General features: G+C 38.1%; 22 protein-coding genes. 14 read left to right on the top strand and 8 right to left on the bottom strand.

All coding sequences use genetic code 11. From position 1 onward, the window contains the following. Positions 1 to 176 precede the first annotated feature (176 nt). The gene (locus tag FEDK69T_RS07365; RefSeq protein ID WP_023573521.1) at positions 177 to 2,084 is read right to left on the bottom strand and encodes an ABC-F family ATP-binding cassette domain-containing protein; all 1,908 of its coding nucleotides are present in this window, start codon (positions 2,082 to 2,084) and stop codon (positions 177 to 179) included. Between the two features lie 65 nt (positions 2,085 to 2,149). Here FEDK69T_RS07365 and FEDK69T_RS07360 point away from each other — a divergent pair, with 65 nt between their 5' ends. Beyond that, positions 2,150 to 2,536: a DUF983 domain-containing protein gene (locus FEDK69T_RS07360; RefSeq protein ID WP_023573520.1), complete on the top strand. Its 387-nt coding sequence runs from the start codon at positions 2,150 to 2,152 to the stop codon at positions 2,534 to 2,536. On the opposite strand, the gene FEDK69T_RS07355 is transcribed toward FEDK69T_RS07360, so the two are convergent. The 7 genes from FEDK69T_RS07355 to topA all read right to left on the bottom strand — a co-directional run bounded on the left by FEDK69T_RS07355 (position 2,537) and on the right by topA (position 12,154). After that, complete coding sequence (locus tag FEDK69T_RS07355; protein WP_023573519.1) at positions 2,537 to 3,586, bottom strand: NAD(P)/FAD-dependent oxidoreductase; 1,050 nt, start codon at positions 3,584 to 3,586, stop codon at positions 2,537 to 2,539. It abuts the gene before it with no gap. 66 nt (positions 3,587 to 3,652) lie between these two features. Beyond that, positions 3,653 to 4,630: a type IX secretion system ring subunit PorN/GldN gene (porN, locus tag FEDK69T_RS07350; RefSeq protein WP_023573518.1), complete on the bottom strand. Its 978-nt coding sequence runs from the start codon at positions 4,628 to 4,630 to the stop codon at positions 3,653 to 3,655. Between the two features lie 41 nt (positions 4,631 to 4,671). Further along, entirely contained in the window at positions 4,672 to 6,225 is a 1,554-nt protein-coding gene (porM, locus tag FEDK69T_RS07345; RefSeq protein ID WP_023573517.1) for a type IX secretion system motor protein PorM/GldM, read from the bottom strand. Between the two features lie 47 nt (positions 6,226 to 6,272). After that, positions 6,273 to 6,905 carry a type IX secretion system motor protein PorL/GldL gene (porL, locus tag FEDK69T_RS07340; RefSeq protein ID WP_023573516.1) on the bottom strand — a complete coding sequence of 211 codons (633 nt, stop codon included), beginning with the start codon at positions 6,903 to 6,905 and terminating at the stop codon, positions 6,273 to 6,275. 51 nt (positions 6,906 to 6,956) lie between these two features. After that, positions 6,957 to 8,360 (bottom strand): T9SS ring complex lipoprotein PorK/GldK, encoded by a 1,404-nt coding sequence (gene porK, locus FEDK69T_RS07335; RefSeq protein ID WP_023573515.1) that lies wholly within the window; start codon positions 8,358 to 8,360, stop codon positions 6,957 to 6,959. A gap of 141 nt (positions 8,361 to 8,501) precedes the next feature. Beyond that, complete coding sequence (locus FEDK69T_RS07330) at positions 8,502 to 9,650, bottom strand: formimidoylglutamase (RefSeq protein WP_023573514.1); 1,149 nt, start codon at positions 9,648 to 9,650, stop codon at positions 8,502 to 8,504. A gap of 2 nt (positions 9,651 to 9,652) precedes the next feature. Beyond that, a complete protein-coding gene (gene topA / locus FEDK69T_RS07325) occupies positions 9,653 to 12,154 on the bottom strand; it encodes a type I DNA topoisomerase (RefSeq protein ID WP_023573513.1) in 2,502 nt (833 codons plus the stop codon). Between the two features lie 250 nt (positions 12,155 to 12,404). On the opposite strand from topA, the gene FEDK69T_RS15835 reads away from it, so the two are divergent. The 13 genes from FEDK69T_RS15835 to FEDK69T_RS07265 all read left to right on the top strand — a co-directional run bounded on the left by FEDK69T_RS15835 (position 12,405) and on the right by FEDK69T_RS07265 (position 26,136). Continuing rightward, a complete protein-coding gene (locus tag FEDK69T_RS15835; RefSeq protein WP_023573512.1) occupies positions 12,405 to 12,560 on the top strand; it encodes a hypothetical protein in 156 nt (51 codons plus the stop codon). A gap of 424 nt (positions 12,561 to 12,984) precedes the next feature. Beyond that, on the top strand, positions 12,985 to 14,085 hold the full coding sequence (locus tag FEDK69T_RS07320) for an outer membrane protein assembly factor BamB family protein (RefSeq protein ID WP_023573511.1): 1,101 nt from the start codon (positions 12,985 to 12,987) through the stop codon (positions 14,083 to 14,085). A 24-nt stretch (positions 14,086 to 14,109) separates the two neighbouring features. Further along, the gene (locus FEDK69T_RS07315) at positions 14,110 to 14,580 is read left to right on the top strand and encodes a hypothetical protein (RefSeq protein WP_023573510.1); all 471 of its coding nucleotides are present in this window, start codon (positions 14,110 to 14,112) and stop codon (positions 14,578 to 14,580) included. A 29-nt stretch (positions 14,581 to 14,609) separates the two neighbouring features. Further along, entirely contained in the window at positions 14,610 to 15,071 is a 462-nt protein-coding gene (locus FEDK69T_RS07310) for a hypothetical protein (protein WP_023573509.1), read from the top strand. A 117-nt stretch (positions 15,072 to 15,188) separates the two neighbouring features. Beyond that, positions 15,189 to 16,757, top strand: coding sequence for a glycerol-3-phosphate dehydrogenase/oxidase (locus tag FEDK69T_RS07305; RefSeq protein ID WP_023573508.1), 1,569 nt, complete (start codon positions 15,189 to 15,191; stop codon positions 16,755 to 16,757). A 158-nt stretch (positions 16,758 to 16,915) separates the two neighbouring features. Then, entirely contained in the window at positions 16,916 to 18,367 is a 1,452-nt protein-coding gene (gene miaB, locus FEDK69T_RS07300) for a tRNA (N6-isopentenyl adenosine(37)-C2)-methylthiotransferase MiaB (RefSeq protein WP_023573507.1), read from the top strand. 45 nt (positions 18,368 to 18,412) lie between these two features. Then, on the top strand, positions 18,413 to 19,678 hold the full coding sequence (locus tag FEDK69T_RS07295) for a sigma-54 interaction domain-containing protein (RefSeq protein WP_023573506.1): 1,266 nt from the start codon (positions 18,413 to 18,415) through the stop codon (positions 19,676 to 19,678). Positions 19,679 to 19,700: 22 nt separating this feature from the next. After that, the gene (locus tag FEDK69T_RS07290) at positions 19,701 to 20,204 is read left to right on the top strand and encodes an LptE family protein (protein ID WP_023573505.1); all 504 of its coding nucleotides are present in this window, start codon (positions 19,701 to 19,703) and stop codon (positions 20,202 to 20,204) included. A 72-nt stretch (positions 20,205 to 20,276) separates the two neighbouring features. Further along, positions 20,277 to 21,155, top strand: a complete 879-nt coding sequence (locus tag FEDK69T_RS07285; RefSeq protein ID WP_023573504.1) for a hypothetical protein — start codon at positions 20,277 to 20,279, stop codon at positions 21,153 to 21,155. A gap of 11 nt (positions 21,156 to 21,166) precedes the next feature. Then, positions 21,167 to 21,553: a preprotein translocase subunit SecG gene (secG, locus tag FEDK69T_RS07280; RefSeq protein WP_023573503.1), complete on the top strand. Its 387-nt coding sequence runs from the start codon at positions 21,167 to 21,169 to the stop codon at positions 21,551 to 21,553. 139 nt (positions 21,554 to 21,692) lie between these two features. Next, positions 21,693 to 21,968 carry a co-chaperone GroES gene (locus FEDK69T_RS07275; protein WP_023573502.1) on the top strand — a complete coding sequence of 92 codons (276 nt, stop codon included), beginning with the start codon at positions 21,693 to 21,695 and terminating at the stop codon, positions 21,966 to 21,968. A gap of 65 nt (positions 21,969 to 22,033) precedes the next feature. Next, complete coding sequence (gene groL, locus FEDK69T_RS07270) at positions 22,034 to 23,665, top strand: chaperonin GroEL (RefSeq protein WP_023573501.1); 1,632 nt, start codon at positions 22,034 to 22,036, stop codon at positions 23,663 to 23,665. A gap of 92 nt (positions 23,666 to 23,757) precedes the next feature. Then, positions 23,758 to 26,136: a hypothetical protein gene (locus FEDK69T_RS07265; protein ID WP_023573500.1), complete on the top strand. Its 2,379-nt coding sequence runs from the start codon at positions 23,758 to 23,760 to the stop codon at positions 26,134 to 26,136. Positions 26,137 to 26,362 lie beyond the last annotated feature (226 nt).

Raw genomic sequence — 26,362 nt, 5'->3', positions numbered from 1 at the left:
GCAATGGACAAACAACCTTAGTTTGCAATTAAAAAACATCAAAGAATACTAAAGTAGTTAATTAGCCCCGATGGAAGCGACATCCTTTTTTTGCTTTAATTAATGGCAAAAAAAGATAAAGCGAACAGCGGGAAAATAGTTTATTCTTAACCCAAGCCATTCGCTCCTAAAACATTTTATATCGTTTCCAGTTCCATTTGAACGTTTTCCCACTCTTCCAGCAACTGATCCAAATCTTTCTTTTTCTTTTCGTAGGCCGCAAAGAAATTAGCGTCGCCGGCGTGTTTGTCGTAGTTATCCGCCAAGGCCTTGTCGTCGCTCTGTATATTTTTCTCCAACTGCTGGATCTGGCTTTCGATTTTGCTCAGACGATTTTGCAGTGATTTATTCTTTTTCTGTTCGTCGTAGGAAAGTGATTTATTCTCTTTCGGAGTTTCTTTCACCGCAACATCCTTCCTCTCTACCTCTCGCATGTTTTCCATCTTGCGCTGCTCTAAGAAGAAGTTGATATCGCCCAAATACTCTCTTATTTTCTGATCTTTGAATTCATATACGATATTGGACATTCCCTGAAGGAAATCACGGTCGTGAGACACCAGCAGCAACGTTCCTTCGTATTGCTGTAAAGCCGCTTTTAAGACGTTTTTAGACTTTATGTCAAGGTGATTCGTCGGCTCATCCATTACAAGCACATTAATGGGCTGCAACAACAGCCTACATAAAGCCAGACGGTTTCGCTCCCCTCCGGAAAGGACTTTTACCTTTTTCTCGACATCGTCCCCACGGAAAAGGAAGGCACCTAACATATCGCGCACTTTTGAACGGTTCGTGTCGGTTGCCGCTTCAATCATCGTATCTAAAAGTGTTTTTTCACCATCCAGATATTCCGCCTGGTTTTGGGCGAAGTAACCCAACTGAACATTGTGCCCTAATTTTATGGTTCCCCCGAATTCGAATTCGTTTACGATGGCTTTCATAAAAGTGGATTTTCCTTGTCCATTCTGACCCACGAAAGCGATTTTACTTCCGCGTTCAACCAACAGGTTAATATCTTTTAAAATGGTTTTCTCGCCATACGCTTTGGTTACGCTTTCGGCTTCTACCACCACACGTCCGGGAGTAACCGAAACCGGGAAGGAAATACTCATTACCGAGTTATCATCTTCGTCTACCTCGATGCGCTCCACCTTATCCAATTTTTTGATTAAGGATTGTGCCATGGAAGCTTTGGAAGCTTTGGCTCGGAATTTCTCGATCAGCTTTTCAGTCTCTTCAATTTTCTTGGCCTGGTTTTTTTGCGTAGCCAATTGTTTTTCGCGGATTTCCTGACGCAGCACTAAATACTCCGTATACGGTTTATTGAAATCATATGCCTTACCCAGAGATATTTCGATGGTTCTGTTTGTAACATTGTCCAGGAACATTTTATCGTGGGAAACGATTACCACAACCCCCGGAAAAGTGCGCAGGAAACTTTCCAGCCAGATGATACTTTCGATATCCAAGTGGTTCGTAGGTTCATCCAGTAATAAAATATCGTTGCTTTGAAGTAACAGCTTTGCTAATTCGATACGCATTCTCCAACCTCCCGAAAACGTATCGGTCTGATTGTTGAATTCTTCACGTTTGAAACCAAGTCCCAAGAGGATTTTTTCGGTTTCACCTACATAATTGTAGCCGCCTAAAATTTCATAATGATGAGTAACATCGCCTAGTTGCTCAATCAGTTCAGAATATTCGGCACTTTCATAATCGGTTCTTGTGGCCAGCTGATGGTTGATTTCGTCGATTTTAAATTCGGCCAGTTTGATTTCTTCGAAGGCTTGGTAGGCTTCATCCAAAACCGTTCTGCCTTTCACAAAATCAATATCCTGACGCAGGAAACCAATCTTCACTTCTTTTTCTGTGGCGATGCTTCCCGAATCCGGTTGTAAATCACGAGACAAGATTTTAAGCATGGTTGATTTTCCGGCTCCGTTTTTACCAACAAGACCTACTCTATCTCCCGCACCCAATCGAAAAGTTACTTCCTCAAACAAATATGTCCCCCCGAAAGAAACCGATAAATTATGAATATTAAGCATATTATACAGCTAATGTTACCCGGTAAATTCTCAAATGAATTACCTTTACATCAAATTTTTTGCAAATGTTAAAAAAAGGATCCAAACTAAACAGCATTTTAACAGGAAGTTGTCCAAAATGTCAGGAAGAGAGCATGTATTCTGACAAAAATCCGTACCATTTATCGAATACACTTAAAATGAATACGACGTGCAGCCATTGCGGAACCCGATATAAAATCGAACCTTCCTTTTTTTACGGCGCCATGTATGTGAGTTATGCTGTCGGAATTGCGTTTGGCGTAGCCTCTTTTGTAATTACTCATTTGTTTTTTGGTGCCAATCTCAAAACCTCTTTCATAGCGATTATTGCAACCCTAGTCGGTTTTATGCCGGTGATCATGCGACTATCCAGAAACATTTGGATAAACATTTTTATCAATTACGACAGCGACTGGAAAAACAAAATGTGACTATTTTTTCTTTTTGATGAACCGTTTGATGTCGATTTGCATATCAAGCGGTTTCTGATTTTCAATATTTTCGAAAAGATCTTTGGCTAAAGTTGGCCCAAGCATTACCCCGCGTGTCCCCAAACCGTTAAGAATGTGCAAACGACCAAACTCCGCATGGGTCCCCACCAAGGGACGGCGGTCGTTTACTGTTGGACGGACACCTGCAAAATGATCTACTACTTCAAAATCACAATCGATTAGCTCTTTCAAATTGTCGATTAGTTCTTTTTTGCCTTCTTCAGTTGGCAGGTCGGTTTTATCATCCCAATTGTAGGTAGCTCCGACTTTAAACAAATCGTTTCCAATTGGAAGAATGAAAATACTTGATTTCAAAACCACATCCAGATTTAATTCCGGAGCTTTAATAATCAGTAACTCCCCCTTAGTGCCATCAAGAGGCAATTGATTAAAATACTGATTATGCTGCAAACCGAAACCCTCTGCAAAAATGATATGTTTGGCTTCTATATCCTTATACTTTACGGCATTATCAAGAAAAGTTATTGCCGAATAATCGAACGTCTCATTTAAGAACAAATTATTCTTCTGAAGGTATTCGACATAAGAATTGATAAAAACAGCAGTATCGACATAGCCCGTATGCAGCACCTCGCCAAATCCGAAATCAGAAGATATCGATTTATATTGCTTTTGTATAATCCGTGTGGAAAGAAAAGGAGACAGTGTTGGTTTATCAGCCGCCTGAAACCAATTGTTCTGCTCTTCAATGGATGCAAATTTCCGATAGACCGGTATTTTATAATCGAACGTAACATTTAGTCGCTCCTCAATTTTAGCATAAAACGGTAGCCCGTACTCCAATTGCTGGGTCGCCTGCCATACCTGACTGAAACGTTTTAAAATTACAGGATTATAAAGTCCTCCGGCTACTTTAGACGAAGATGAAGAAAAATCTTCAACCACAAGAAAAGACTTCCCGCCTTGAAGCGCCGTTTCAGCAAAACATATCCCGGCAATACCGGAACCAACAATTAAATAATCTATCATATTGCAAAAATAAAAAACTCTTACCGTAATGGTAAGAGTTTTTATATAATTAAAAAGAATTTACTACTAGTAGTTCCACATATCTTGTTCGAAGTTGCGGATTTTTTCTTTTACACGCTCAGATTCTAATAACTGCATCTGAGAGTTTTCTTTCATGTACTCTTCGATTTTTCTATCGCCGTACACATTCTCTTCTTTGTAAATTACCGCGCTGAAACGACGAGCATTTAACAAGTGATCGAAAGTAAGTGGCATCGCAGAGTTTTTATCATTGAAAGCTTTGGATTCATGTAACACATTTCGGATTGAAGGGAAATACACCCAGAACAATTCGATTACGTCGGCATTTTCATTTCCAATTTCTCTCGCTTCCGGAGACACTGGACAAATACCCAACATTCTGTATTTCAATTCACCCTGTCTTTTATCAAAGTACCAGTATCCTTTAATTTTATAACCAGAAATATCAATACCTGTTAATTCTCTTTTATCGATATACTGAGGATCCAAAACTTTAGTTGGAGTTCCAGGAACTGTTTCAGTTACCCATTTCCCGTTCACTTTTTTCTTTACAGTTTTAGCTTTCGGGAAGTAGTCATCATAATAAGTATTAATCTCATCACGACCTGCCTGAGTAGTATCAATGTAAGTAAAAGAGGAAGACATATCTTTAAGTGTCTTCTTATTAGTAAAGTAGTCATCAGTATATACTTCTGTTATTCTACCACTTCTAATACCTTTTAAAAGAACATCAAACAAAGAACGTCTGTCGCTACCAATGTTTACCGAATCAATTGGATAGTACAATGGAAAGTTAACTCTTTCATCAAGATCAATGATTTCCCAGATTGCTTTACCCATTAAGATGTCACGATCGTGCACATAACCATAAGGTAGTGGTTTATCGTTATCGGCATTCATTTGCGCAGCGGTTTTCTTTCCTATTTCAGCCGGAGTTTTAGCATTCAACAAGTTAGACTGTGCGAATGATGCATAGCTTCCTGCCACTGCAAAAAAGACTACTAAAAAATTTCTCAATTTCATGTTCTAAAATTAAAGTTATTTAAGTTACTGTACTTAAATGGTTATTTTATTTCGTATGTAACTGGTGCTGTTTTACCAGTCATGATATTTGCTGACACACCAACGATTTTAGTTTTGATGTCTGATATAATAATCACATCACCTCTTCCAGCTTTAGCCATCGCAGCTTTACATTGAGCGTTAACTCTGTCTCCGTTTACGATAACCGCTGCCTGACCTGGCGCTTTGAATGTAAACTGAGTTACCTGGAAGTTCAAGTCATACAAGAAATCAGGTAATTTTGCAGAAACTTGAGACACTTCCAATCTGGATTTAGCTCCAGAAGTAGATCCCATTTCCCCACCAATTGCTCCAACCGGCGGCGGGATATTTTTGATACGGAACGCTTTCTTGTCAGATACTGTTTTACCGTCAGGTAATTTACCAGTAACATTAACAACTACTTCTGTACCAGAACCTGGATTCAAGTTGTAAGTTCCCGGCTTACCAGCTCTAGATAAACCTGGAGCAGAAGCGTTCACTTTATCATCAGAAATACCAGCAAATGAAATTGTCATTGGGTTAGGTAAACCTCTATACACAACGTTCATTTTATCAGCAGAGATGTTAGCTGAGTTTGGTCTTGGTACTACAACATATTTTTCTTTGAACTCTACTGGGATAGATTTTCCATCTTCGATAAACGTAAATTTACCAGAGATTTCTTTTTCACCTACTCCACCAGCAGTTGCATTGAACACTGCCTGACCGTTTTCAATTTTAGAGCTAGCTCCGTTTACGTTGAAAGAGTTAGGAACAGTTGATTCGTCATAACGACCTAACACTACTTTTCCTTTTACAGCTTCTCCTTGGAAAACTACAGATTTTTCAAAAACAACGATTGCTTTGTAGTTTGACATTGAAGCCGCTTGAGCTGTAGTGTTACCAATTAAAGCATTATAAATATCCTGCTCAGTTTTTTTGATATCACTTTGGATAGCTGATAATTTTGTTAATGAAGCTACTGCCGGGAAACCTTTGAAGTGGTAATCTAAAAACAATTTAGTCACACCTTCTTTATCTTTCACATCAGCTGTACTGAATTTACCATTAACATCTTTAAGAATCGGTTGGAATTTCACATCTTTTCCGATTACGCCAGCAATACCATTTTTGAATTTATCAAACTGTGCAATGATTTCTTTTCCTTTTTTAGAATAACCGTCACCGCTAAACCAAGACTCATCAATTTTATCACCTTTGTCCATTGACTCATATGGCAATTTACCATCTGCTTCTTTTTCAATATCTTTAGTGATGTCATTTTTTAAAGCCTGGATATAATCGTTAAATTCTTTAACGATAGGCTTGATTTCTTTTGCCTTTGCAAATGGCGCACCAAACTGTGCAGCATTTTCTCCAGCCTTACTCTCTAATTGACTGTATAAACTTCCGTTATATTCGTCTGAGAATTTATTAACACCTTCGAATTTTTCATTCATCAAACCGAAAGCCGTTAATACCTCTTTTGACATATTTAATGCCAACATCGCGATGAAAACCAAGTACATTAGGTTGATCATCTTCTGTCTAGGACTTAATTTTCCTCCTGCCATTTTCTAATTAGTTTTTTAAAAAAATAAGTTAATAATTTTGAAACTAATTAGCCTCTGTTACTCATTGCAGAAAGCATTCCGCCATATACATTATTTAATGAAGATAAATTTGCAGTCAATGATTGCATTTGATCTTTTAATTTCAAATTGTTCTCAGCAACTTCTTTGTTGATTTCAGCGTTACGAGTAGCGCTCTCCACCTGCATTTTGTACATACCGTTTAAAGTCTCCAATTGAGTAGCAGCTAAGCCCATTTCTTCAGCATATTTCTTTTGCGAAGCAATAGCATCAACTGTAGGAGCCATATTTTTAGCAGCACCTTCAAAGTTTTTAATACTGTTTCCTAAGCTAGCCATTAACTCACCGTCAATTTTAGCTTCTTTCAACATATTATCTAATTTTTGAGACAACAAACCTTGAGCCTCTGTAGGGTTTTCAACTTTTTTAACATCTCTCTTTTTAGCTTCACCACCTGCTAATTCAGGGTAAACCAAAGTCCAATCTAATTCTGTTTCTGTTTCGAAAGCTGACAATCCGAAGATTAACGCCTCAGTTCCCAAACCAATGATAAGGAATGTACCTGCTCCTGGCCAGTGCATAATTTTAAATAATGCTCCGATAATTACTACTGCTGCCCCCATACCGTAGGCGAAACTCATCACTCTTTTTGGTAATGCCATAATAAATAAATTTTAGTTAGTTAAGTTAATATAAAAATTGGTTAATTTTTCTTATTTCTGATTTTTAGTGTTGCTTGTTCCCATGTAATCTTGAACTGTTCTGAATCCGATATACGATCTTGCTGAATCCGCGTATTCATAATCACGTGTACTTACCTGTAAGAAATAAGCAACATCTTTCCAAGAACCTCCACGAGTCACCTTACGCATGTTAGATAAATCTGGAACATTAGGGTTCATTGTAGACACATACTCGTAAGCTGCAGGATCATAAGAAGAATCTGTCCACTCAGCTACGTTACCAGCCATGTTATACAAATGATATTCGTTTGGCTCATAAGACTTAGCCTCCACTGTATATAAAGCACCATCTGCAGCATAATCTCCACGGTTAGGCTTAAAGTTTGCCAAGAAACAACCTCTGTCATTTTTAGCATAAGGACCTCCCCAAGGGTATGTTCCAGATTCTAAACCACCTCTCGCTGAATATTCCCATTCTGCTTCTGTTGGCAAACGGAATGAATTCACCTGATCTCTTCCTTTTTTCTTTTTAATATAAGAGTTCTTGTTCATAGTTCTCCAAGCACAAAACGCTTTAGCCTGCTTCCAAGAAACCCCAACTACCGGATAATCCCCGTAAGCCTGGTGCCAAAAATAGTCATTATGCATTGGCTCATTATAAGAATAAGCAAAGTCTTTAATCCAAACTGTAGTATCAGGATAAATTTCGACATTTTCAGTTTTCATGTACTTACTTCTCTTTGTTCTGCTGCTACCAACAGTTTTATCTTTTGCAGCTGCCTGAATATCCATCCAAGTATAACGGAATTTCAACTTAGAAACATCGAATGTTCTCAATCCATTATATGACTCAGTAGCAGGCAAGTACAATGAATCCATCACCTCTACATAATACTCATCCGGATATTTCTGAACATCGTTATGCAATTTAACTTTTCTATTCAAACGTCTTCCTGCATAAGGATCTTCATCTGTACCTACACTATAGTAGTTTTCATACATATATTTATCATATGCAGACATTTTAGACGGATCTTGATCTTTAAATGCAAAGTCACCGATACTTCCTCCTGTTTTCCCATTACCTCCACCAGGTTTTTGACCCTGTTCATCAGCAAGTATAGCCAATCTTGTTCTGGTAATTGAATCCTTTACCCATTCCACAAACTGACGGTATTCGCTATTTGTAATTTCCGTCTCATCCATATAGAACGAACGTACAGTAACAGTTTTAGTAGGCGCATCCTGAACATTAGCTAAATCATCGTCTGATTTACCCATAATAAACGCACCTCCTGGAACCAAAGTCATACCAAACGGCTTCTCTGGATGCCATTTTCTTCCTTTTACTCCTACTAGTTCACCTCTGTCGTTTTTATGACAACTACTAAAGAACAATGAAACAAGTGCTGTAAACGCAATGAACTTCTTCATATAAATCTTGGGTTAATTATATATTACATTTTAAGGGCGTAAACCTATTTATTTATTTTTTAAAAAGCAATTTTTTTTTAAAAAAAACTCAAAAAAAACAAATTGTCACAAAACAGACAGGCTTATCGCTTTTTTTTCTGACTAAACTAAATTTTTCTTTTGGGCTTTCCACCATCTTTCCGGTATTTCCTGATCGATAGCACCCAAATAATCTTCATATGTACATGGTAATAACGTACTTCTTCTTAATTTATTGTTAATACCCGATAAAAAAGGTATTTCAATCCACCAACGCTCGGTTTTATCGCTCTTAAAGAAAATCAGTTCCTCGTCTTCAAGAGGAACAATGTATTTTAAATAATCTTCTTTAGCACCGAAAGGATATTCTTTGGAACGATAATGATACCCTTCTATGAAATACCACAAAACCTGAGCAATCAATACTGACTCCTTTTCAGAACCATTATGATTAAAAACCCCAAACGATGTTACTTTATCACTTATTCCGGAGTAGCGCGAAAGTACACAAATTTCTTTTCCATTAAATCCATTGGGATTAAATTTCACAAAATTTCCCGAATCTGCCGATTTTACAGAGGTTAAATCAATAGAAACCAGGTCTGCATCTCTAAAAACCGGCTCTGCTATGGCCGAATTATTACAAATTTCGCCTAATCGGTAGGCATCAAAATACAATTTCTCTATCAAATCGATTTCTTCCTGCGAATTGAAATAAGTCTGATACCCAATATTACTGTAATTGAACAGATTAGAAGGTTCTTCGACAATCATACCCGACAAGAAAGAATTGGCCGGAAATCCGTCCTCCTTTGCAAAATCAAATTTACTGTCCACCGAAACCACATTCACCATTTGTTCCAATTGATCATAAGCTCGGTACATCGCATAGGTTAAATCCTGTGATCCGCCAATAACAATTGGCACAACCCTATTCTTTATCAAATGTGCTACCGCATTTTTCAACACATAATAAGTGTCTTCCAATGAATTTCCCGGAACAATATTTCCCAAATCCACAATCTGTGATTCCCAGTTTCCAGGAAACAGACTGTAAAACTCTTTTCGGACATGGGTTAAATCAACATCATAATTCCCGTCACCCAAACCACGACTATCCGTCACACCGATGATTGCAATCGCAGCTTTTTCAATATTCGGAAAATCGGTTTCCGAATGAAACACAACTTTTCTACCCAAAGCCTGACTGCTCAAACCTTGAACAAATTCAAAAAAATCAGAATCCAGTGGCTGAAAAAAATCAAATACCATATTTATTTCTTTTTAGCTGGTGCTTTTTTAGTTGTTGTCTTTTTTGCTGCAGTCTTCTTAGCCGGTGCCTTTTTCTCGATTAACTCTTTCACCTGTTCCAATGTCATTGCCGCCGCATCCACATCTTTGCTCAATTCGATTTTGATTTTCCCTTTTATGATTACCGAACGGCCCCATCGTGCTTTTTCCACGACAATACCCTCAGCTTCCCAATTATGAATAACCTTATCGATATTCTTTTGCAATTTCTCTTCAATCAGTTCTTCTACATCCGATTGTGAAAGATTATCAAAATTGTATTTCTTGTTTACATTGATAAATAAACCGCTCCATTTGATGAAAGGACCAAAGCGGCCAACTCCTTTTTGAACCGGTTCATTCTTATAGGTAGCGATTGGCGCATCCGCTTTTGCTTTCTCATCAATCAATTCCTGTGCTCTTTCCATGGTAACATCCAATGGATCTTCCCCTTTCGGTAAAGAAATAAATACACTTCCGTGACGCACATACGGACCGAAACGACCGTTGCTTACTTCTACTTCTTCTCCTATATATGTACCTAATACTTTTGGAAGCAAAAATAAATTCAATGCTTCTTCTAAAGTAATACTGCCGATATTCTGTTCAGTACGTAAACTTGCGAATTGTTTGTTTTCATCATCGGCTTCTCCGATTTGTGCCATCGGTCCGAATTTACCCAAACGAACACTCACCTGCTTACCAGTTTTCGGATCCGTACCTAAAATACGTTCTCCACTTTCTCTCTCAGCATTTTCCTCTACATTTTTAACGTTCGGATGGAAATGATTATAAAAATCGTTCATCATTTTAGCCCATTCGATATTCCCTTCGGCGATTTCGTCAAAATCCTGCTCCACTTTCGCTGTGAAATTATAATCCAGGATAGTTTCAAAATTCTTAACCAAGAAGTCGGTTACGATAGTTCCGATATCTGTAGGCACTAATTTTCCTTTATCCGAACCGGTATTTTCTTTCAATGACTTCTCCCCTACTTTTCCGGATTGAAGTGTTAACTGCGTATAATTTCTTTCCTGACCTTCCAAGTTACCTTTCTCAACGTAATGACGGTTGATGATAGTGGAAATTGTTGGTGCATAAGTTGACGGGCGACCAATACCCAGCTCCTCTAATTTCTTAACCAAAGATGCTTCGGTGTAACGAGCAGAAGGACGAGTATAGCGTTCTGTAGCCGTTATGTAATTATTCTGAAGTCTTTCATTTACTTTCACAGCAGGTAACATTCCTTCCTGTTCTTCTTCATCGTCATCATGACCTTCCAGATATACTTTCAGGAATCCTTCAAATTTGATAACCTCACCGGTTGCCACGAAAAGTTCGCTGTGATTATTGGCTTCGATCTTAACGTTGGTACGTTCCAATTCTGCATCACTCATTTGAGATGCTAAAGTCCTTTTCCAGATCAAATCGTATAAACGCGCCTGATCACGATCAATATTCACTGTGTGACGTGTCATGTCTGTCGGACGGATTGCCTCGTGCGCTTCCTGTGCTCCTTTGCTCTTGTTTGCAAACGTTCTTGGTTTTGAAAACTCTTTACCATAAGAAGCTATGATTTCTGCCTGAGCCGCATCCATTGCTTCTTTTGAAAGGTTCACACTGTCCGTTCTCATATAAGTAATAAGTCCGGCCTCATACAAACGCTGAGCCAACTGCATGGTGATTCCAACAGGCAAGTACAATTTACGGGCAGCTTCCTGCTGTAAGGTAGACGTCGTAAATGGGGCCGCAGGAGTTTTTTTGGTAGGCTTGGTTTCTAAATCCGCTACCTTATATATAGAACCGATATTCTTATTCAGAAAATCTTCGGCTTCTTTTTTCGTACTGAAGTTCTTTGGCAATTTCGCTTTAAACGTTTTACCAGCTTCGTTGGCAAATTCCGCTACAACCGAATATGAGGCTACCGCTTTAAAGTTTTGAATTTCGCGTTCGCGTTCCACAATCAAACGAACCGCTACCGATTGCACTCGACCTGCCGACAAACCGCCTTTGATCTTGCGCCATAAAACCGGTGACAATTCATAACCCACCAAACGGTCCAACACCCTTCTGGCCTGTTGGGCATTTACCAAATTATAATCGATACTTCTCGGGTTTTCAATTGCCTTCTGAATCGCTGTTTTTGTGATTTCGTGAAAAACGATACGTTTGGTTTTACTCGGATCCAATTTTAATTCTTCCGCTAAGTGCCATGAAATAGCCTCTCCCTCGCGGTCCTCATCGGAAGCCAACCAAACCGTGTCTGCAGCTTTAGATAACGTTTTTAATTTACTCACCAAGGCTTTTTTATCCGGGGAAACTTCATACTTCGGTTTGAAACCATTCTCTACATCCACACCTATTTCCTTAGAAGGTAAGTCTGCGATATGCCCATAACTGGACTCTACCTGAAACTCGCTTCCCAAAAACTTTTCTATGGTTTTCGCCTTTGCCGGTGACTCAACGATCACTAAATTCTTTGCCATTTACTTTTTATTTATGCCGCAAAAGTATAGGAATTTTTTAAATATCGCGTTTTTGCCCTTTTTAAAAGTAAAATTTATCGTTGAGCGGTTGCTACCAAATTGATTTAATCAGCAGACAGAATTATGTATTAACAAGGTTACAGCATGGTTTTATACACTTAAAAAAAATCAAAAAATTACACCTTATATATATAGGTATAATTCTAAAATGTTTTCGGTGGATTTCAAGGTGGTTTAGAACGGCTGCAGAATGCTTTCAGACGATTGCAAAATGATATCGGAGGACAGCCTCAGCACACTAACGACAGAGAACAAGGAACACTACAAAGAATTATATGGTTTTATTGTTAAAATTTCGGATGCAGGCAAACTGGTTTTTGATGGTACCACTAAGAAAAACGAATAAAATATTACACACACCATTAGCAAGACGCAGGTTGTTAGGATTAAGGAGAATAGCACTGTCTAATGTTCACTAAATAGCATACATTTTATCACTTATTTAAACATCGGCACTGATTAAACGGTGTAAATCTATAAAAGTAAAGTTGCAACTTTAGGATTGCAGCTTTTTATACCCGACAGTAAGTACCCGACATCATTGCAGGAAAACCTGTTAACAAATATTTAACAAAAAGAATATTCGTGTTGTATTTTTGTCGCAACCAAAATTAACTTGTAGCCAAATATTACCTATTTTTGAGATAAACGACACTAAACAACTGACATCCAGAGAAATTAGTGATCTGCTTAGAGTGTTGGACATTCGTCACAGCTGTCCGAATTTTAAATAAAACAATAAATTTGCAACCATCACTAAAAGTTATCAAATGTCGATACATCCCTCTTCAATTATCCGCAACACTACCTGTAAGTTATTGCTTATTAGCTGTTTAATCACTAATTACACCGGTTTAGCACAAACTGAGTTTTTTAATTCTAAAATCGAATTTACTGAAGACAATTTGAAAATTTTTTATTCGTCTTTCACCATGGACAGTTCACAGGTTTACTTTAACTCCAACGACTACAACATCCGGGCTTACGATAAAAAAACGGGTGCTTTAAATTGGTCTTTCTATGCCAATAATAAATCCGACAGGTCCCCAAAACATAATAAAAACCATCTTTTTGCGGCGAAATACATGGGCAATGACGTAAGCAGATATGTACAACTTGACAAAAAAACCGGTTCCGAAGTACAAATACTAAACATCGAACCCATAAAAACAGAACCTTTATTTAAAGGTGATATAATGTATTGTACTGCTATTTATGAATTTGGAAATATTTTAGCATATGACCTAAAAAACAACAAGGTACTTTGGCATAAGTTCATTGCGCACGGTACCGATGTGCAACCCTACTATTTTAAAGATAAAATTGTAGCCAATGCGGAAGGAGACAATTGGATTGAAATGGACTACAACGGAAATTTACTGGATACTAATGCCGACTGTAAACATAAAATCTACCTTGACACTTTAACAGTTTGCGCTAAGAATTTCCGATACTTATCTCATAATCAAAAAGAAATTGAAAATCGTTCGCTTCCGTATGGAATGAGTAACCATGATGTAAAGGCAAAATACAGCGACGACATGACTTTTCTTTTGAACGAAAACCAAATCGCACTTATAGGGAATAACGGTAAAGTAAAAAAAGAACTCAGCTTTGACAAAATGATCGAGTTAGAGGAAACCGGCATTAATGAATACAAAGAAATTTTACGGGTGGAAAACGAAACCTTGTGGCTTTTATACGAAAACCATTTGATCGCATATGACTTTAAGAAAGACAAAACCCTGAAAATATATGATTTATCGGCGTGGAATGCGCATCAGGCTGTTTTAGAGGGTAACAAAATATGGCTTATTTCTAAAAACGATGGGCAGTTGGTTGGATTAAATTTGGAAAATCAAAATGAATAACCATTCTATCAAAATATAAACATCATGAAAAAACTAATTACAATTTGCTTTTTAATAGCAACAACCTTAACCGTAAAAGCGCAAAATTTTCAAACAACAGAGAATGAAGTAAACCGGTTACTCGGTGCAAACAAAATTACTGTCTTTTGTCACGGAATGGAACACAATGATATCAATAGATTTAAAATAGAAGAGCTAGGCAGAATAATCTATCATAATAGTTCTGAAGAGCTACCTGAATACCCTGTGACCATGTTCCATTTAGTGGAAATATACGGTTATTCTATCAATGACAATAGTGTAGTCTTTTATGATGATTACGAAGAAGAATATCTAAAGCTAACAGGTTTAGACAAAAATGAAGGAAAGCAACTAGTAAAACTATTAGAAAAATTAGATAAAATCTGCAATGACAATTTAAATGAATTTAAAAAAGATTTTAAACAATTTGACGGCCTCGATGACATTACTACTGATAAATGGAAAAAAATTTAATCTAAACTGACAATTCTGGACAACCCATCGTGAAAATCACCACCCTATTTTTATTCCTAATCACGTTCTCGGTCTCTGCCCAAAAGCAAAAATCGGAATTTCACAAAGCAGTCGACAGTATCAATACTATAATCACCTCAAACAAAAAGGTTTATTTTATTGACAACAAACGAAGTGGCGCTTTTGTAAAACGCATTGAAGCTACTAAAAACGGGGCGGTAACATTCACCGACAGTGTTCCAGAGACAGTTAAAACTATAACTATAGGTAAACAGACTCTTTTACCGGATTGTTGCCCCCAAAAAACAGTAAGATCTATTAACCTGTTTGAAATAAAAAAGTGGGATATTCATTTCCCATATACCAAGTTAATGAGCAAAAACAATACAATTTATGGCGAGTTTTACGGAATTCGCGAAAAGGATTTATTTTTGTTAAAAGAGCAGTTTGAAAAACTTACGGCTTTGTGCAAAAAAGAGAATAAGCATTAACATTTCCCTTATCACCAATACATATACACCAAAAAAACCCACCATTTAGTTGTACATCAAACAGCAAAGTTTAAATTTGTTAATACTTCAAAAAACGAAAACAATTAAAACTACTTCATGAAGCGAGAAGAGCAGCTAACCCAATTAAAAAAAACATCTGAGTGGGATGTTATTATTATAGGAGGTGGCGCTTCCGGATTGGGAATTGCGCTCGATGCTGCCAGCAGGGGTTACAAAACTGTTTTGGTTGAAGCGGTTGATTTTGCCAAAGGTACATCCAGCAGAAGCACAAAATTAGCACATGGAGGAATTCGCTACTTAGAACAACTCGATATTGCCCTAATACGAGAAGCTTTAAAAGAAAGGGAACTGATGTTAAAGAATGCCGGCCATCTGGTAAAAAGTCAGGCATTTGTCATTCCGGTATACAGCCGATTGAATGGTTATTATTTCTCCACAGGTTTAAAGATATACGACTTACTGGCCGGCAGCACATGCTTCGGAAGTTCCCAATCAATATCCAAAGAGAAAACAATCGAATTACTTCCGACAATAGCACAAGAAGGATTGCAAGGAGGGATTCTTTATCATGACGGTCAGTTTGACGACGCTCTTTACGCCATAAATCTAGCCCGCACCGCCATTGAAAACGGTGCCTGTCTTTTAAATTACGCCAAAGCCGTCAACATCCTAAAAAACGATGAAAATAAAATTTCAGGCATTATAATCGAGGATCAGGAAACTGGCGAAAAATATGATCTGAAAGGCAAAGCAGTAATTAATGCAACCGGAGTATTCACGAACGACATCATGAGTCTGGACAGTTCCAGAAACAGGAAGTTCGTTATTCCAAGCCAGGGAATACATCTGGTTTTTGACAAATCATTCCTGCCGAGCGAAAATGCGCTCTTAATTCCGAAAACCCGCGATGGCAGAGTGCTTTTTATGGTACCTTGGCACGATAAACTGATTGTAGGTACAACAGACACTCCTGTTGACGAACCAAGTTTGGAGCCCAAACCATTAGAAACAGAAATCAATTTCATTCTGGAAACGGCTCAGATTTTTTTATCAAAAAAACCACAACGAAGCGATGTCCTGTCTGTTTTTGTAGGATTAAGACCTTTGGCGTTACCAAAAAAAGAAGGACAAGACCCGAAAGAAATATCCCGAAACCATCAGATTATTGTTTCGGACTCAGGTCTAATTTCAGTCATTGGCGGTAAATGGACAACGTATCGCAAAATTGCTGAAGATGTAGTAGACAAAGTAATCGAGATTCACTATTTACCAAAAGCCGAATGTAAAACCCGAAGCATCGCTATTCACGGGCACACAACCGTTACAGAATCTGAACGAAAAAATCATTTGTCTGTTTACGGCACCGATATTTCGGAACTTTTAAAATTACAGGAAAACGAACCTGAGCTAAAAGAAAAATTACACCCCAATTACCCTTATACTTTATCTGAAGTAGTTTGGGCCATCCGAAACGAAATGGCCAGAACAGTGGAAGATATTTTAGCAAGAAGACTTCGACTGCTATTTTTAGACGCTCAGGCAGCTATCGAATGTGCTGAAAAAGTCGCAAGCCTCCTATCCAAAGAACTAAGTCAAAACAGTGACTGGGAACAAAAACAAATTGCCGACTTTAGAAAAGTTTCACAAGGATATCTCCTGCACTAAACACTTTAATAGAGGACTATTATCTGGTGCCCTTACTATAGCTTTAAAGCAATCAAATGGCAAGCTCCCAAAACTTTTGTTAAACAAATCTGCCATCTTGTCAGAAAATAAAATTTAGTACTATCTTTGCCCTAAGATTTTACACTTTTAAGTGCTTTATGGAAAAGGAAATTGATGAGAAGAAACAAGGTACAAGCCTGGTTTTAGAACAAAAAGAAGAGAATACTAAGAAACTTTTTATTGAAAGTTACGGTTGTGCGATGAATTTTTCGGACAGTGAAATCGTAGCTTCCATATTAACCGAACAAGGTTACAACACCACCCAAAATCTGGAAGAAGCCGATTTGGTTTTGGTGAATACCTGTTCAATACGCGATAAAGCAGAACAAACCGTTCGCAAACGTCTGGAAAAATACAATGCAGTAAAACGCAGTATCAACCCAGGCATGAAAGTGGGCGTTTTGGGCTGTATGGCCGAACGTTTGAAAAGCCAGTTTCTGGAAGAAGAAAAAATCGTAGACATGGTTGTGGGCCCTGATGCTTACAAGGATCTGCCAAATCTGTTGAAAGAAGTGGAAGAAGGACGCGATGCCATCAACGTAATTTTATCGAAAGACGAAACCTATGGCGATATTTCACCGGTACGTTTACAAAGTAACGGCATCAATGCTTTTGTTTCAATCACGCGAGGATGCGACAACATGTGCACATTCTGCGTAGTTCCTTTTACACGAGGCCGTGAGCGTAGTCGTGAACCACAATCCATTTTGGAGGAAATCAAAGATCTGTGGGAAAGAGGTTTTAAAGAAATTACGCTTTTGGGTCAGAACGTAGACAGCTACCTTTGGTATGGAGGCGGACTGAAAAAAGATTTTGAAAAAGCTACTGAGATGCAAAAGGCAACAGCAGTGGATTTTGCACAATTATTAGACATGTGTGCTGTTCAGTTCCCAAAAATGCGTTTCCGTTTCTCAACTTCAAATCCACAGGACATGCATGAAGAAGTGTTGCATGTTATCGCGAAACACGACAATATATGCAACTACATCCACTTACCGGTACAATCCGGAAGTACACGTATATTACAAGAAATGAACCGTCAGCATACCCGTGAAGAGTACATGGCTTTGGTAGATAAAATCAAAGCGATTATCCCAGGATGCTCGATTTCACAAGATATGATTACCGGTTTCCCAACCGAAACCGAAGAAGATCACCAGGACACTTTGAGCCTGATGGAGTATGTTGAATACGATTTCGGATACATGTTCGCTTATTCGGAAAGACCAGGAACGCTGGCTGCCCGAAAAATGGAGGATGATGTCCCTGAAGAAGTAAAAAAACGTCGTTTACAGGAAGTTGTCGACTTACAACAGGAATTAAGCCACAGAAGAACCTCACGTTTCCTAAACCAAACTGTAGAAGTCTTGATCGAAAAAGAATCAAAACGATCGGATGCGCACTGGAGCGGAAGAAATTCTGAAAATATGGTAACAGTTTTCCCTAAGGGTGATTACAAACCAGGCGATTTCGTGTTGGTAAAAGTAAACGATTGCACTACTGCCACCCTAATTGGAGAAGCGGTTGGGTATTCAAACATGCAGAACTAAATCGTTCAACAAAACAAAGGTTGCTTTACAAACCCGTAACGAAAAATGGAATCAGTTCAAGCCATAAAACAGCGATTTGAGATTATTGGGAATGACCCAAAGCTCAACCGTGCGATTGAAAAAGCCATTCAGGTCGCCCCAACCGATATTTCGGTATTGGTGACCGGAGAAAGTGGTGTTGGTAAAGAAAGTATTCCAAAAATAATACATTCCCTTTCGCACCGAAAACACGGAAAATACATAGCTGTGAACTGTGGAGCCATTCCGGAAGGAACTATCGACAGTGAATTGTTCGGACACGAAAAAGGGTCTTTTACGGGAGCAACAGGCACCCGTGAAGGGTATTTTGAAGTTGCGGATGGCGGCACCATCTTTTTGGACGAAGTGGGAGAATTACCATTGACCACCCAAGTACGTTTATTGCGTGTTTTGGAAAATGGTGAATTCATCAAAGTTGGTTCTTCACAAGTACAAAAAACCAATGTACGTATCGTGGCAGCAACCAATGTCAACATGTTTGACGCCATCGAAAAAGGAAAATTCCGCGAAGACTTATATTATCGTTTAAGTACGGTAGAAATCATGTTACCGCCGTTACGCGAAAGAGAAGACGACATTCATTTATTGTTCCGAAAATTTGCTTCGGATTTCGCTCATAAATACAAAATGCCGCCCATCAAACTGGACGACAATGCCATACAGTATCTGACAAAATACCGTTGGGGCGGAAATATCCGTCAGTTGCGAAATGCGGCCGAACAGATTTCTGTTTTGGAAACCAATCGCGACATTACGCTGAGTACCCTGCAAACCTATTTACCGGCAGAAGGAAGTACATTGCCATCGGTAATCAGAACTAAAAAATCGGAAAGCGATTTCAGCTCGGAACGTGAGATTTTGTATAAAATCCTTTTCGACATGAAAAGTGACCTGAACGACCTGAAAAAGCTCACTTTGGAACTGATGCAGGGCGGTAATGTCAAAAACGTTCAGGAAACCAACAAGAATCTTATTCAACGCATTTACGGACAAAAAGAAGAAAGCGAAGTGCCGTTTGAAGAACCTTCTTTAACGGCATTCCCGGTACAAAACCAAAATCTTCAGGAAGAATTTGAAGATGAGGATGATGACCAGAATTATCTTTTTGCCGAAACCGTGGAAGAAGAAGATTCGCTTCGTTTGGACGAAAAAGAGATTGAACTTATCAAAAAAGCGCTCGAGCGAAACAAAGGAAAACGAAAAGCTGCCGCCGATGAATTGGGAATTTCGGAAAGGACATTGTACCGAAAAATAAAACAATTCGATTTATAATATATTTGGATTTTAAAATCAGATGAAACATTTACAATATATCATTGCCGTTGCAACACTGCTACTTTTTAGCAATTGTTCGGTTTACAACTTTACCGGAACAGGGAAAATTGACGCTAAAACCTTTCAGGTAAATTACTTTCAGAACAATGCCTCTCTGATCGAACCCGGAATCGAACGTACTTTTACGATAGAACTTCAGGAATTGCTACAGAATCAGACCAATCTGAGCCTGACAAATACAGGGGGTGATTTGGTTTATGAAGGCGAAATCAAAGAATACCGAATCACGCCAATGACGGCAACTGCCGATCAGCAGGCAGCACAAAACCGACTTACCATCACGGTAAACGTTCGTTTTACGAACAAGAAAAATCCGGATGATGATTTCGAAAGACCGTTTTCATTTTATCATGATTTCCCCGCAAATGAACAATTGGTCGGAGCCAATTTAACAGAAGCGCTGGACGTTATTTTTGAAAGGATTACTCAGGACATTTTTAATGCCTCATTGGCAAAATGGTAATTTTTCAAATAATTCTGTCGGAACTATTTGAATAAATCCATAAATTGTTCCATTATAAATTCAAACTGCATTTTGAACGTAAACGATTTAACATACCTGATTAATAAACCCGACAGCTTGAACGGACAGGAAACCACTGAACTAGAAACGGTTTTGAGTGAATTTCCATATTTCCAACCGGTCAGAGCCATTCTTCTGAAGGGGCTTTACAATCAAAAAAGTTTCCGTTACAATCAGGAATTAAAAAAAACAGCTGCTTATACAGCTGACCGAAGTGTTTTATTTGAGTTCATCACTTCAGAAAACTTTGTTTCCATACAGAAAGCTTTCCTGGAAGAAAAAGAAGCAGCTATCAACAACATCATTGTCAACCAATACAAAATTGTTATCCCTCAAGCGATAGAAGTTCAGCCTAAAGCGAACCCGCTCGAACAATCCATTCTTTCCTCTATTCAGATTGCCGAACCGGAAAAAACAGCAGAAACAGTTTCGACCGATCCAGTTCCTGCCGAAGAAAAAGCACCGGAAACAATTGAGGAAAAACTTGAATTAGGAAAACCGTTGGAATTCTCTGTTCAGGAAAAACATTCGTTCCAGGAATGGCTACAATTGGCAAAAGCTACACCAATTAACAGAGAAAACGAACCAAAAGAAGCTGAAGCCGACGAAGAAAAAAAGAAAAAATCAGAACTCATTGATAAGTTTATAGAAAGCAATCCAAAAATAGCGCCGGTTAAAAATGCCGTCATAACCCCTATAAACATTGAGAAATCCACACAGGACAACTCCTATTTAATGACCGAAACTTTAGCCAAAGTATATCTTGAACAGAAAAAATATCAAAAAGCAATTCAAGCTTATGAGATTTTAATTTTGAAATATCCAGAAAAAAGTAGTTTCTTTGCAGACCGTATTTCGGATATTAGACTTTTACAACAAAACAATAATTAAAGAATTATAATATGTTTTCAATTTTTTTAGTGTTAATCACAATCGTATGTTTTTTACTTGTAGTGGTAGTTATGGTTCAAAATCCTAAAGGAGGAGGTTTATCTTCTTCTATCGGAGGATCACAAATGATTGGTGGCGTACAAAAAACAAATGATTTCCTTGATAAAAGTACTTGGACATTAGCTGGTTTATTAATCGCTTTGATCTTATTATCAAGTTTAAGCTTCACTGGAAACTTAGGTGAAAATGCTTCAAAAATCATTGACAACAGCACTGCTGTTCCTGCTGCGACTCCGGCTCCGGCTGCACCAGCAACTCCAGAGGCTTCAAAACAAGAAGCTCCTGCTGCAACTGATGCTGCTCAACCTGCTGCTGCGACAGAAGAAGCTAAAAAATAATTTTCTGTAAAATACTTTAAAATGCCAGCATGTCAGTGCTGGCATTTTTTATTTAGTAAATTTGTCAGTTTATAGGCCTTGGCATAATTTCTGAAAAAAGGAAAACCATCAAAATTAATAACACATAAAAAATATAATTATGGCATTAACCATTAAACCACTTTCAGACCGCGTTCTTGTAGAACCAATGGCAGCAGAAACACAAACTGCCTCTGGAATCTTCATCCCAGACACTGCAAAAGAAAAACCTCAAAAAGGGACGGTAGTTGCAGTTGGAAACGGAACAAAAGACCACACCATGACTGTAAAAGTAGGTGATACTGTTTTATACGGAAAATATGCCGGAACCGATTTGAAATTCGACGGCAAAGATTACCTTATCATGCGTGAGGACGACATTCTTGCGATCATCTAATCCGGAATCAAAATAAAACTACAGAGTCAGCAAACTGGCGAAACAAATCAACAAATAAATAAAAAATGGCAAAAGATATAAAATTTGATATTGAAGCACGCGATGGTCTAAAACGCGGTGTGGATGCATTGGCAAATGCGGTTAAAGTAACTTTAGGTCCTAAAGGACGTAATGTAATCATCAGCAAATCTTTCGGAGCACCGACAGTAACCAAAGATGGTGTATCGGTAGCTAAAGAAGTGGAATTGAAAGACACTCTTGAAAACATGGGTGCGCAAATGGTAAAAGAAGTAGCTTCTAAAACCAATGATTTAGCTGGAGACGGAACTACAACTGCAACCGTTTTAGCTCAGGCTATCGTTAAAGAAGGACTAAAAAATGTAGCTGCAGGAGCTAATCCAATGGATTTAAAACGCGGTATCGACAAAGCAGTAGAAGGCATTGTTGCTGACCTGCAAAAACAAGCAAAAGAAGTAGGAAGCTCTACCGACAAAATCAAACAAGTAGCTTCAATTTCCGCTAACAACGATGACGTTATCGGAGAACTTATTGCCATGGCTTTCGGAAAAGTTGGAAAAGAAGGCGTTATCACCGTTGAAGAAGCAAAAGGAACCGACACTTATGTGGATGTGGTTGAAGGAATGCAATTCGACAGAGGGTATTTATCACCTTACTTCGTAACAAACCCTGAAAAAATGGAAGCGGAACTGGAAAATCCGTACATCTTATTATACGACAAAAAAGTATCTTCTTTAAAAGAATTACTTCCAATACTAGAGCCGGTTGCACAGTCGGGAAAACCATTGTTAATCATTGCTGAAGATGTAGACGGTGAAGCATTATCTACTTTAGTAGTTAACAAATTACGAGGCGCTTTAAAAATTGCGGCTGTTAAAGCTCCAGGTTTTGGCGACAGAAGAAAAGCGATGTTAGAAGACATTGCGATCTTAACCGGAGGTACCGTAATTTCTGAAGAAAGAGGCTTCACACTTGAGCACACAACTTTAGACTTATTAGGAACTTGTAAACGAGTTACTATCGATAAAGACAATACAACGGTAGTAAGCGGCGATGGTGATCACGAAATGATTAAAAACCGCGTAAACCAAATCAAAGCTCAAATGGAAACATCGACTTCCGAGTACGATAAAGAGAAACTACAAGAGCGTTTGGCTAAATTAGCCGGTGGTGTTGCTGTTCTTTATGTTGGTGCTGCTTCTGAAGTGGAAATGAAAGAGAAAAAAGACCGTGTTGATGATGCACTACATGCAACCCGAGCTGCAGTTGAAGAAGGTATCGTTGCCGGTGGAGGTGTAGCATTGTTGAGAGCTAAAAAAGTATTGGACAAAATCAAAGCTGAAAATGCAGACGAAGCAACCGGAATTCAGATTGTATCCCGCGCTGTTGAAGCTCCTTTAAGAACCATCGTTGAAAATGCAGGTTTAGAAGGATCTGTAGTGGTAGCAAAAGTAGCTGAAGGGAAAGACAATTTTGGATACAACGCTAAAACTGATGAGTATGTAGATATGTTGAAAGCAGGAATCATCGATCCTAAGAAAGTAACTCGTGTAGCTTTAGAAAACGCTGCGTCAGTTGCCGGAATGATTTTAACTACAGAGTGTGCATTAGTAGAAATCAAAGAAGAAAACGCCGGTGGCGGAATGCCAATGGGAGGCGGAATGCCGGGAATGATGTAATCATTTATTTAGAATATTTCTCACAAAAACTGCCTGATTTTCCTTTCAGGCAGTTTTTTTTTGATACATTCGCGGTTTAAATTTTACAAAGAATGAACTTAAAAAAATTAGTCTTTTTAGTTATCGCCCTTACACTACAAAACTCAGTTTTTTCACAAGCTGAAATAAACCAAAGCCATGAAAAAATAAACGATGCCCTTACAGAGTATTTCAAACTTGACAGGGAAAACATCCATCTTCACCTTAACAAGAACATTTTTTTAACCAGCGACGAAATCTGGTTCAAAGGATACATTATAGAAAAGAAAAATAAAAAGCCTTATTTTTTGACTTCCAATGTTCTTATCTCGTTGTTTGACGAGAAAGGAACTAAAATTAAAACGCATTTATTTTATGCTGAAAACAGTATTTTCGAAGGAAACATCAAGCTTGACGAAAACATAAGTACCGGCAAATACTATCTGCAGGTTTTCACAAACTACATGAACAATTTCTCAGAAAACGAATCATCAGTTTTCGAAGTTAAAATCATCAATCCGAAAGATGGAAAAACAATCCCCAACTCGAGCATTGTAAACTTGAAAACACTAAAAACAGAATTCTTTCCTGAAGGAAATGTGTTTTTAGAAGGCACATCAAACACAATAGCCGTTAAAATCAGCGATTGCAACGGAAACGGCATAAGCGTAAAAGACGGAGAAATACTCAATCCCAAAGGCGAAACCATCACAAATTTCAGCACTAACGCATTAGGCTACGGCAAATTCGAAATTACGCAAACGAAAAGCGAATTATATAAAGCCGTTTTCAAAATAAACGATACTAAAATAGAAGAAAAACTGCCTTTCCCGGAAAGTAGCGGAATCACTTTTTCAGCCAATAATTACACTTTTGAAAACAAGACTACATTAAAAATCAAAACCAACAGCAAAAGTCTGGACCAATACAAAAACGAACCTTTAACACTTGTAATCCAACAAGACGACTACAGTTCGTATGTCCCTTTTTCATTTAAAGACAACAATACGGAGCAATTATTGGCCTTACCCAATGAAAATTTCCTGAACGGAATCAACACACTTTATCTGGTTGATAAAAACCATAAAAAAGTAGCCGAAAGAATAATATACAAACCGTTGAAGTTCGAAAGAAATATCGACCTTAAAGTTATCAGAAAACAAAACGATTCGATTGTAATCAGCGGAACAAGCACCATTCTCTCAGGAACACTGAGCGTTTCTGTTTTACCTGCTGGAACCAAATCCTTAGCAGAAAAGAAAACCATATACAACTCTTTTTTACTTGACAACCAGTTAAGCGAAAAATCTCCGGATGGCAATCAATTACTCTCCGATTTTTCAAAAAGAAAACATTATGAATTGGACACCTATCTGATGTGTCAAAAATCAAAATACAATTGGCAGACAATGCTAACCTCTTCACCTCAAAAGAAATTTGATTTTGACAATGGACTTACCATTAAAGGAACCATCAATATCCCGGTAAATGACAAGGATTCCAAAGTAGAAATCAATTCCCTGACATCTCAGCTGAGTGAATTATCGCCAATCAACGAGAAAAACGAGTTTTATTTTAAAAACATTCTGGTTTCCGATTCAACTTTGGTACATTTTTCTCTTTTGGACAAAAAAAACCGACGTATCGAACTAAAATCAGCCGCTCAGGTTTTAAACAACAATAGGACTTTCATCAAGCCATTCAAAACAACACAAAACAACTGTCCGGAAACAACAATAAACAACACTGAAAATTCAAGCTTTCATTTTCCGAAAATTGCAAAGGCAATTCAACTGGATACTATCACAATCGGAACCAAAGAGAAAAAAACTCAGCTTAAAAACCTGAAACGCTTTAACAACGCGATGGCAAAAGGCTACAAAGTAACGGATGCGGATGCCAGTAGAGACATCCTGCAATATATAGCCGCAAATGGTTACGATGTTTCAATCCAGGGACTCACCGTAAGAATCATCGGAAGGAGATCTACTTCCTTTTTAGGAACTAAAAGCCCGGCTATTTACATAGACGACACCCCCGTTCCTGATTTTAGCTGGCTGTTAGGCTATAGTATGAGCAGAGTTGATGAGATTTATATCAATAAAAGTGGTTACGGGGGCGGAATGGATGCCGCCAATGGTATAATACGGATTTATACCAAAAAAACGTTTGGCTCGAACCCAAGGACAAGGATCAATTCGCAATCGTTCTTGGTTAAAAATGGTTTTGAGAAACTTAAACAATTTACCAATCCTAAATATACCAGCTATAGCGATGAAGGATTCGTAGATTTTGGAACAATCCATTGGGAGCCTAATGTGGAAACCGATGAAAATGGAATTTTCAAATTCTCGATCCCTAATTACTACGTGAAAACAGTAAAAGTAGTCATCGAAGGCATAGCCACAGACGGGCAGATAATCTCAGAAACAAAAATTATCGAAATCCCATAAAATTCAAAGCCGTTCAGAAATCCTGAACGGCTTTTTTAATTTTTAAAACTAACTCACCTTATAATTAAAAACAAACCTAATATTATGTCACTACAGCCCTTTTTGGCCAATCTGACTGGCTAACCATCGATTAAATCCCTCATAATAAATTCATTACTTCATTTAATCGGTCGTCATCGGCATGTTAAACTTACACATACATCTCAAACACACTGGAGAAAGTTCT

The organism is Flavobacterium enshiense DK69 (assembly GCF_000498495.1).
GTDB classification, from domain to species: domain Bacteria; phylum Bacteroidota; class Bacteroidia; order Flavobacteriales; family Flavobacteriaceae; genus Flavobacterium; species Flavobacterium enshiense.
Note: the sequence above shows the minus strand (reverse complement) of the source record. Positions and strands in the feature narration are given on the sequence as shown.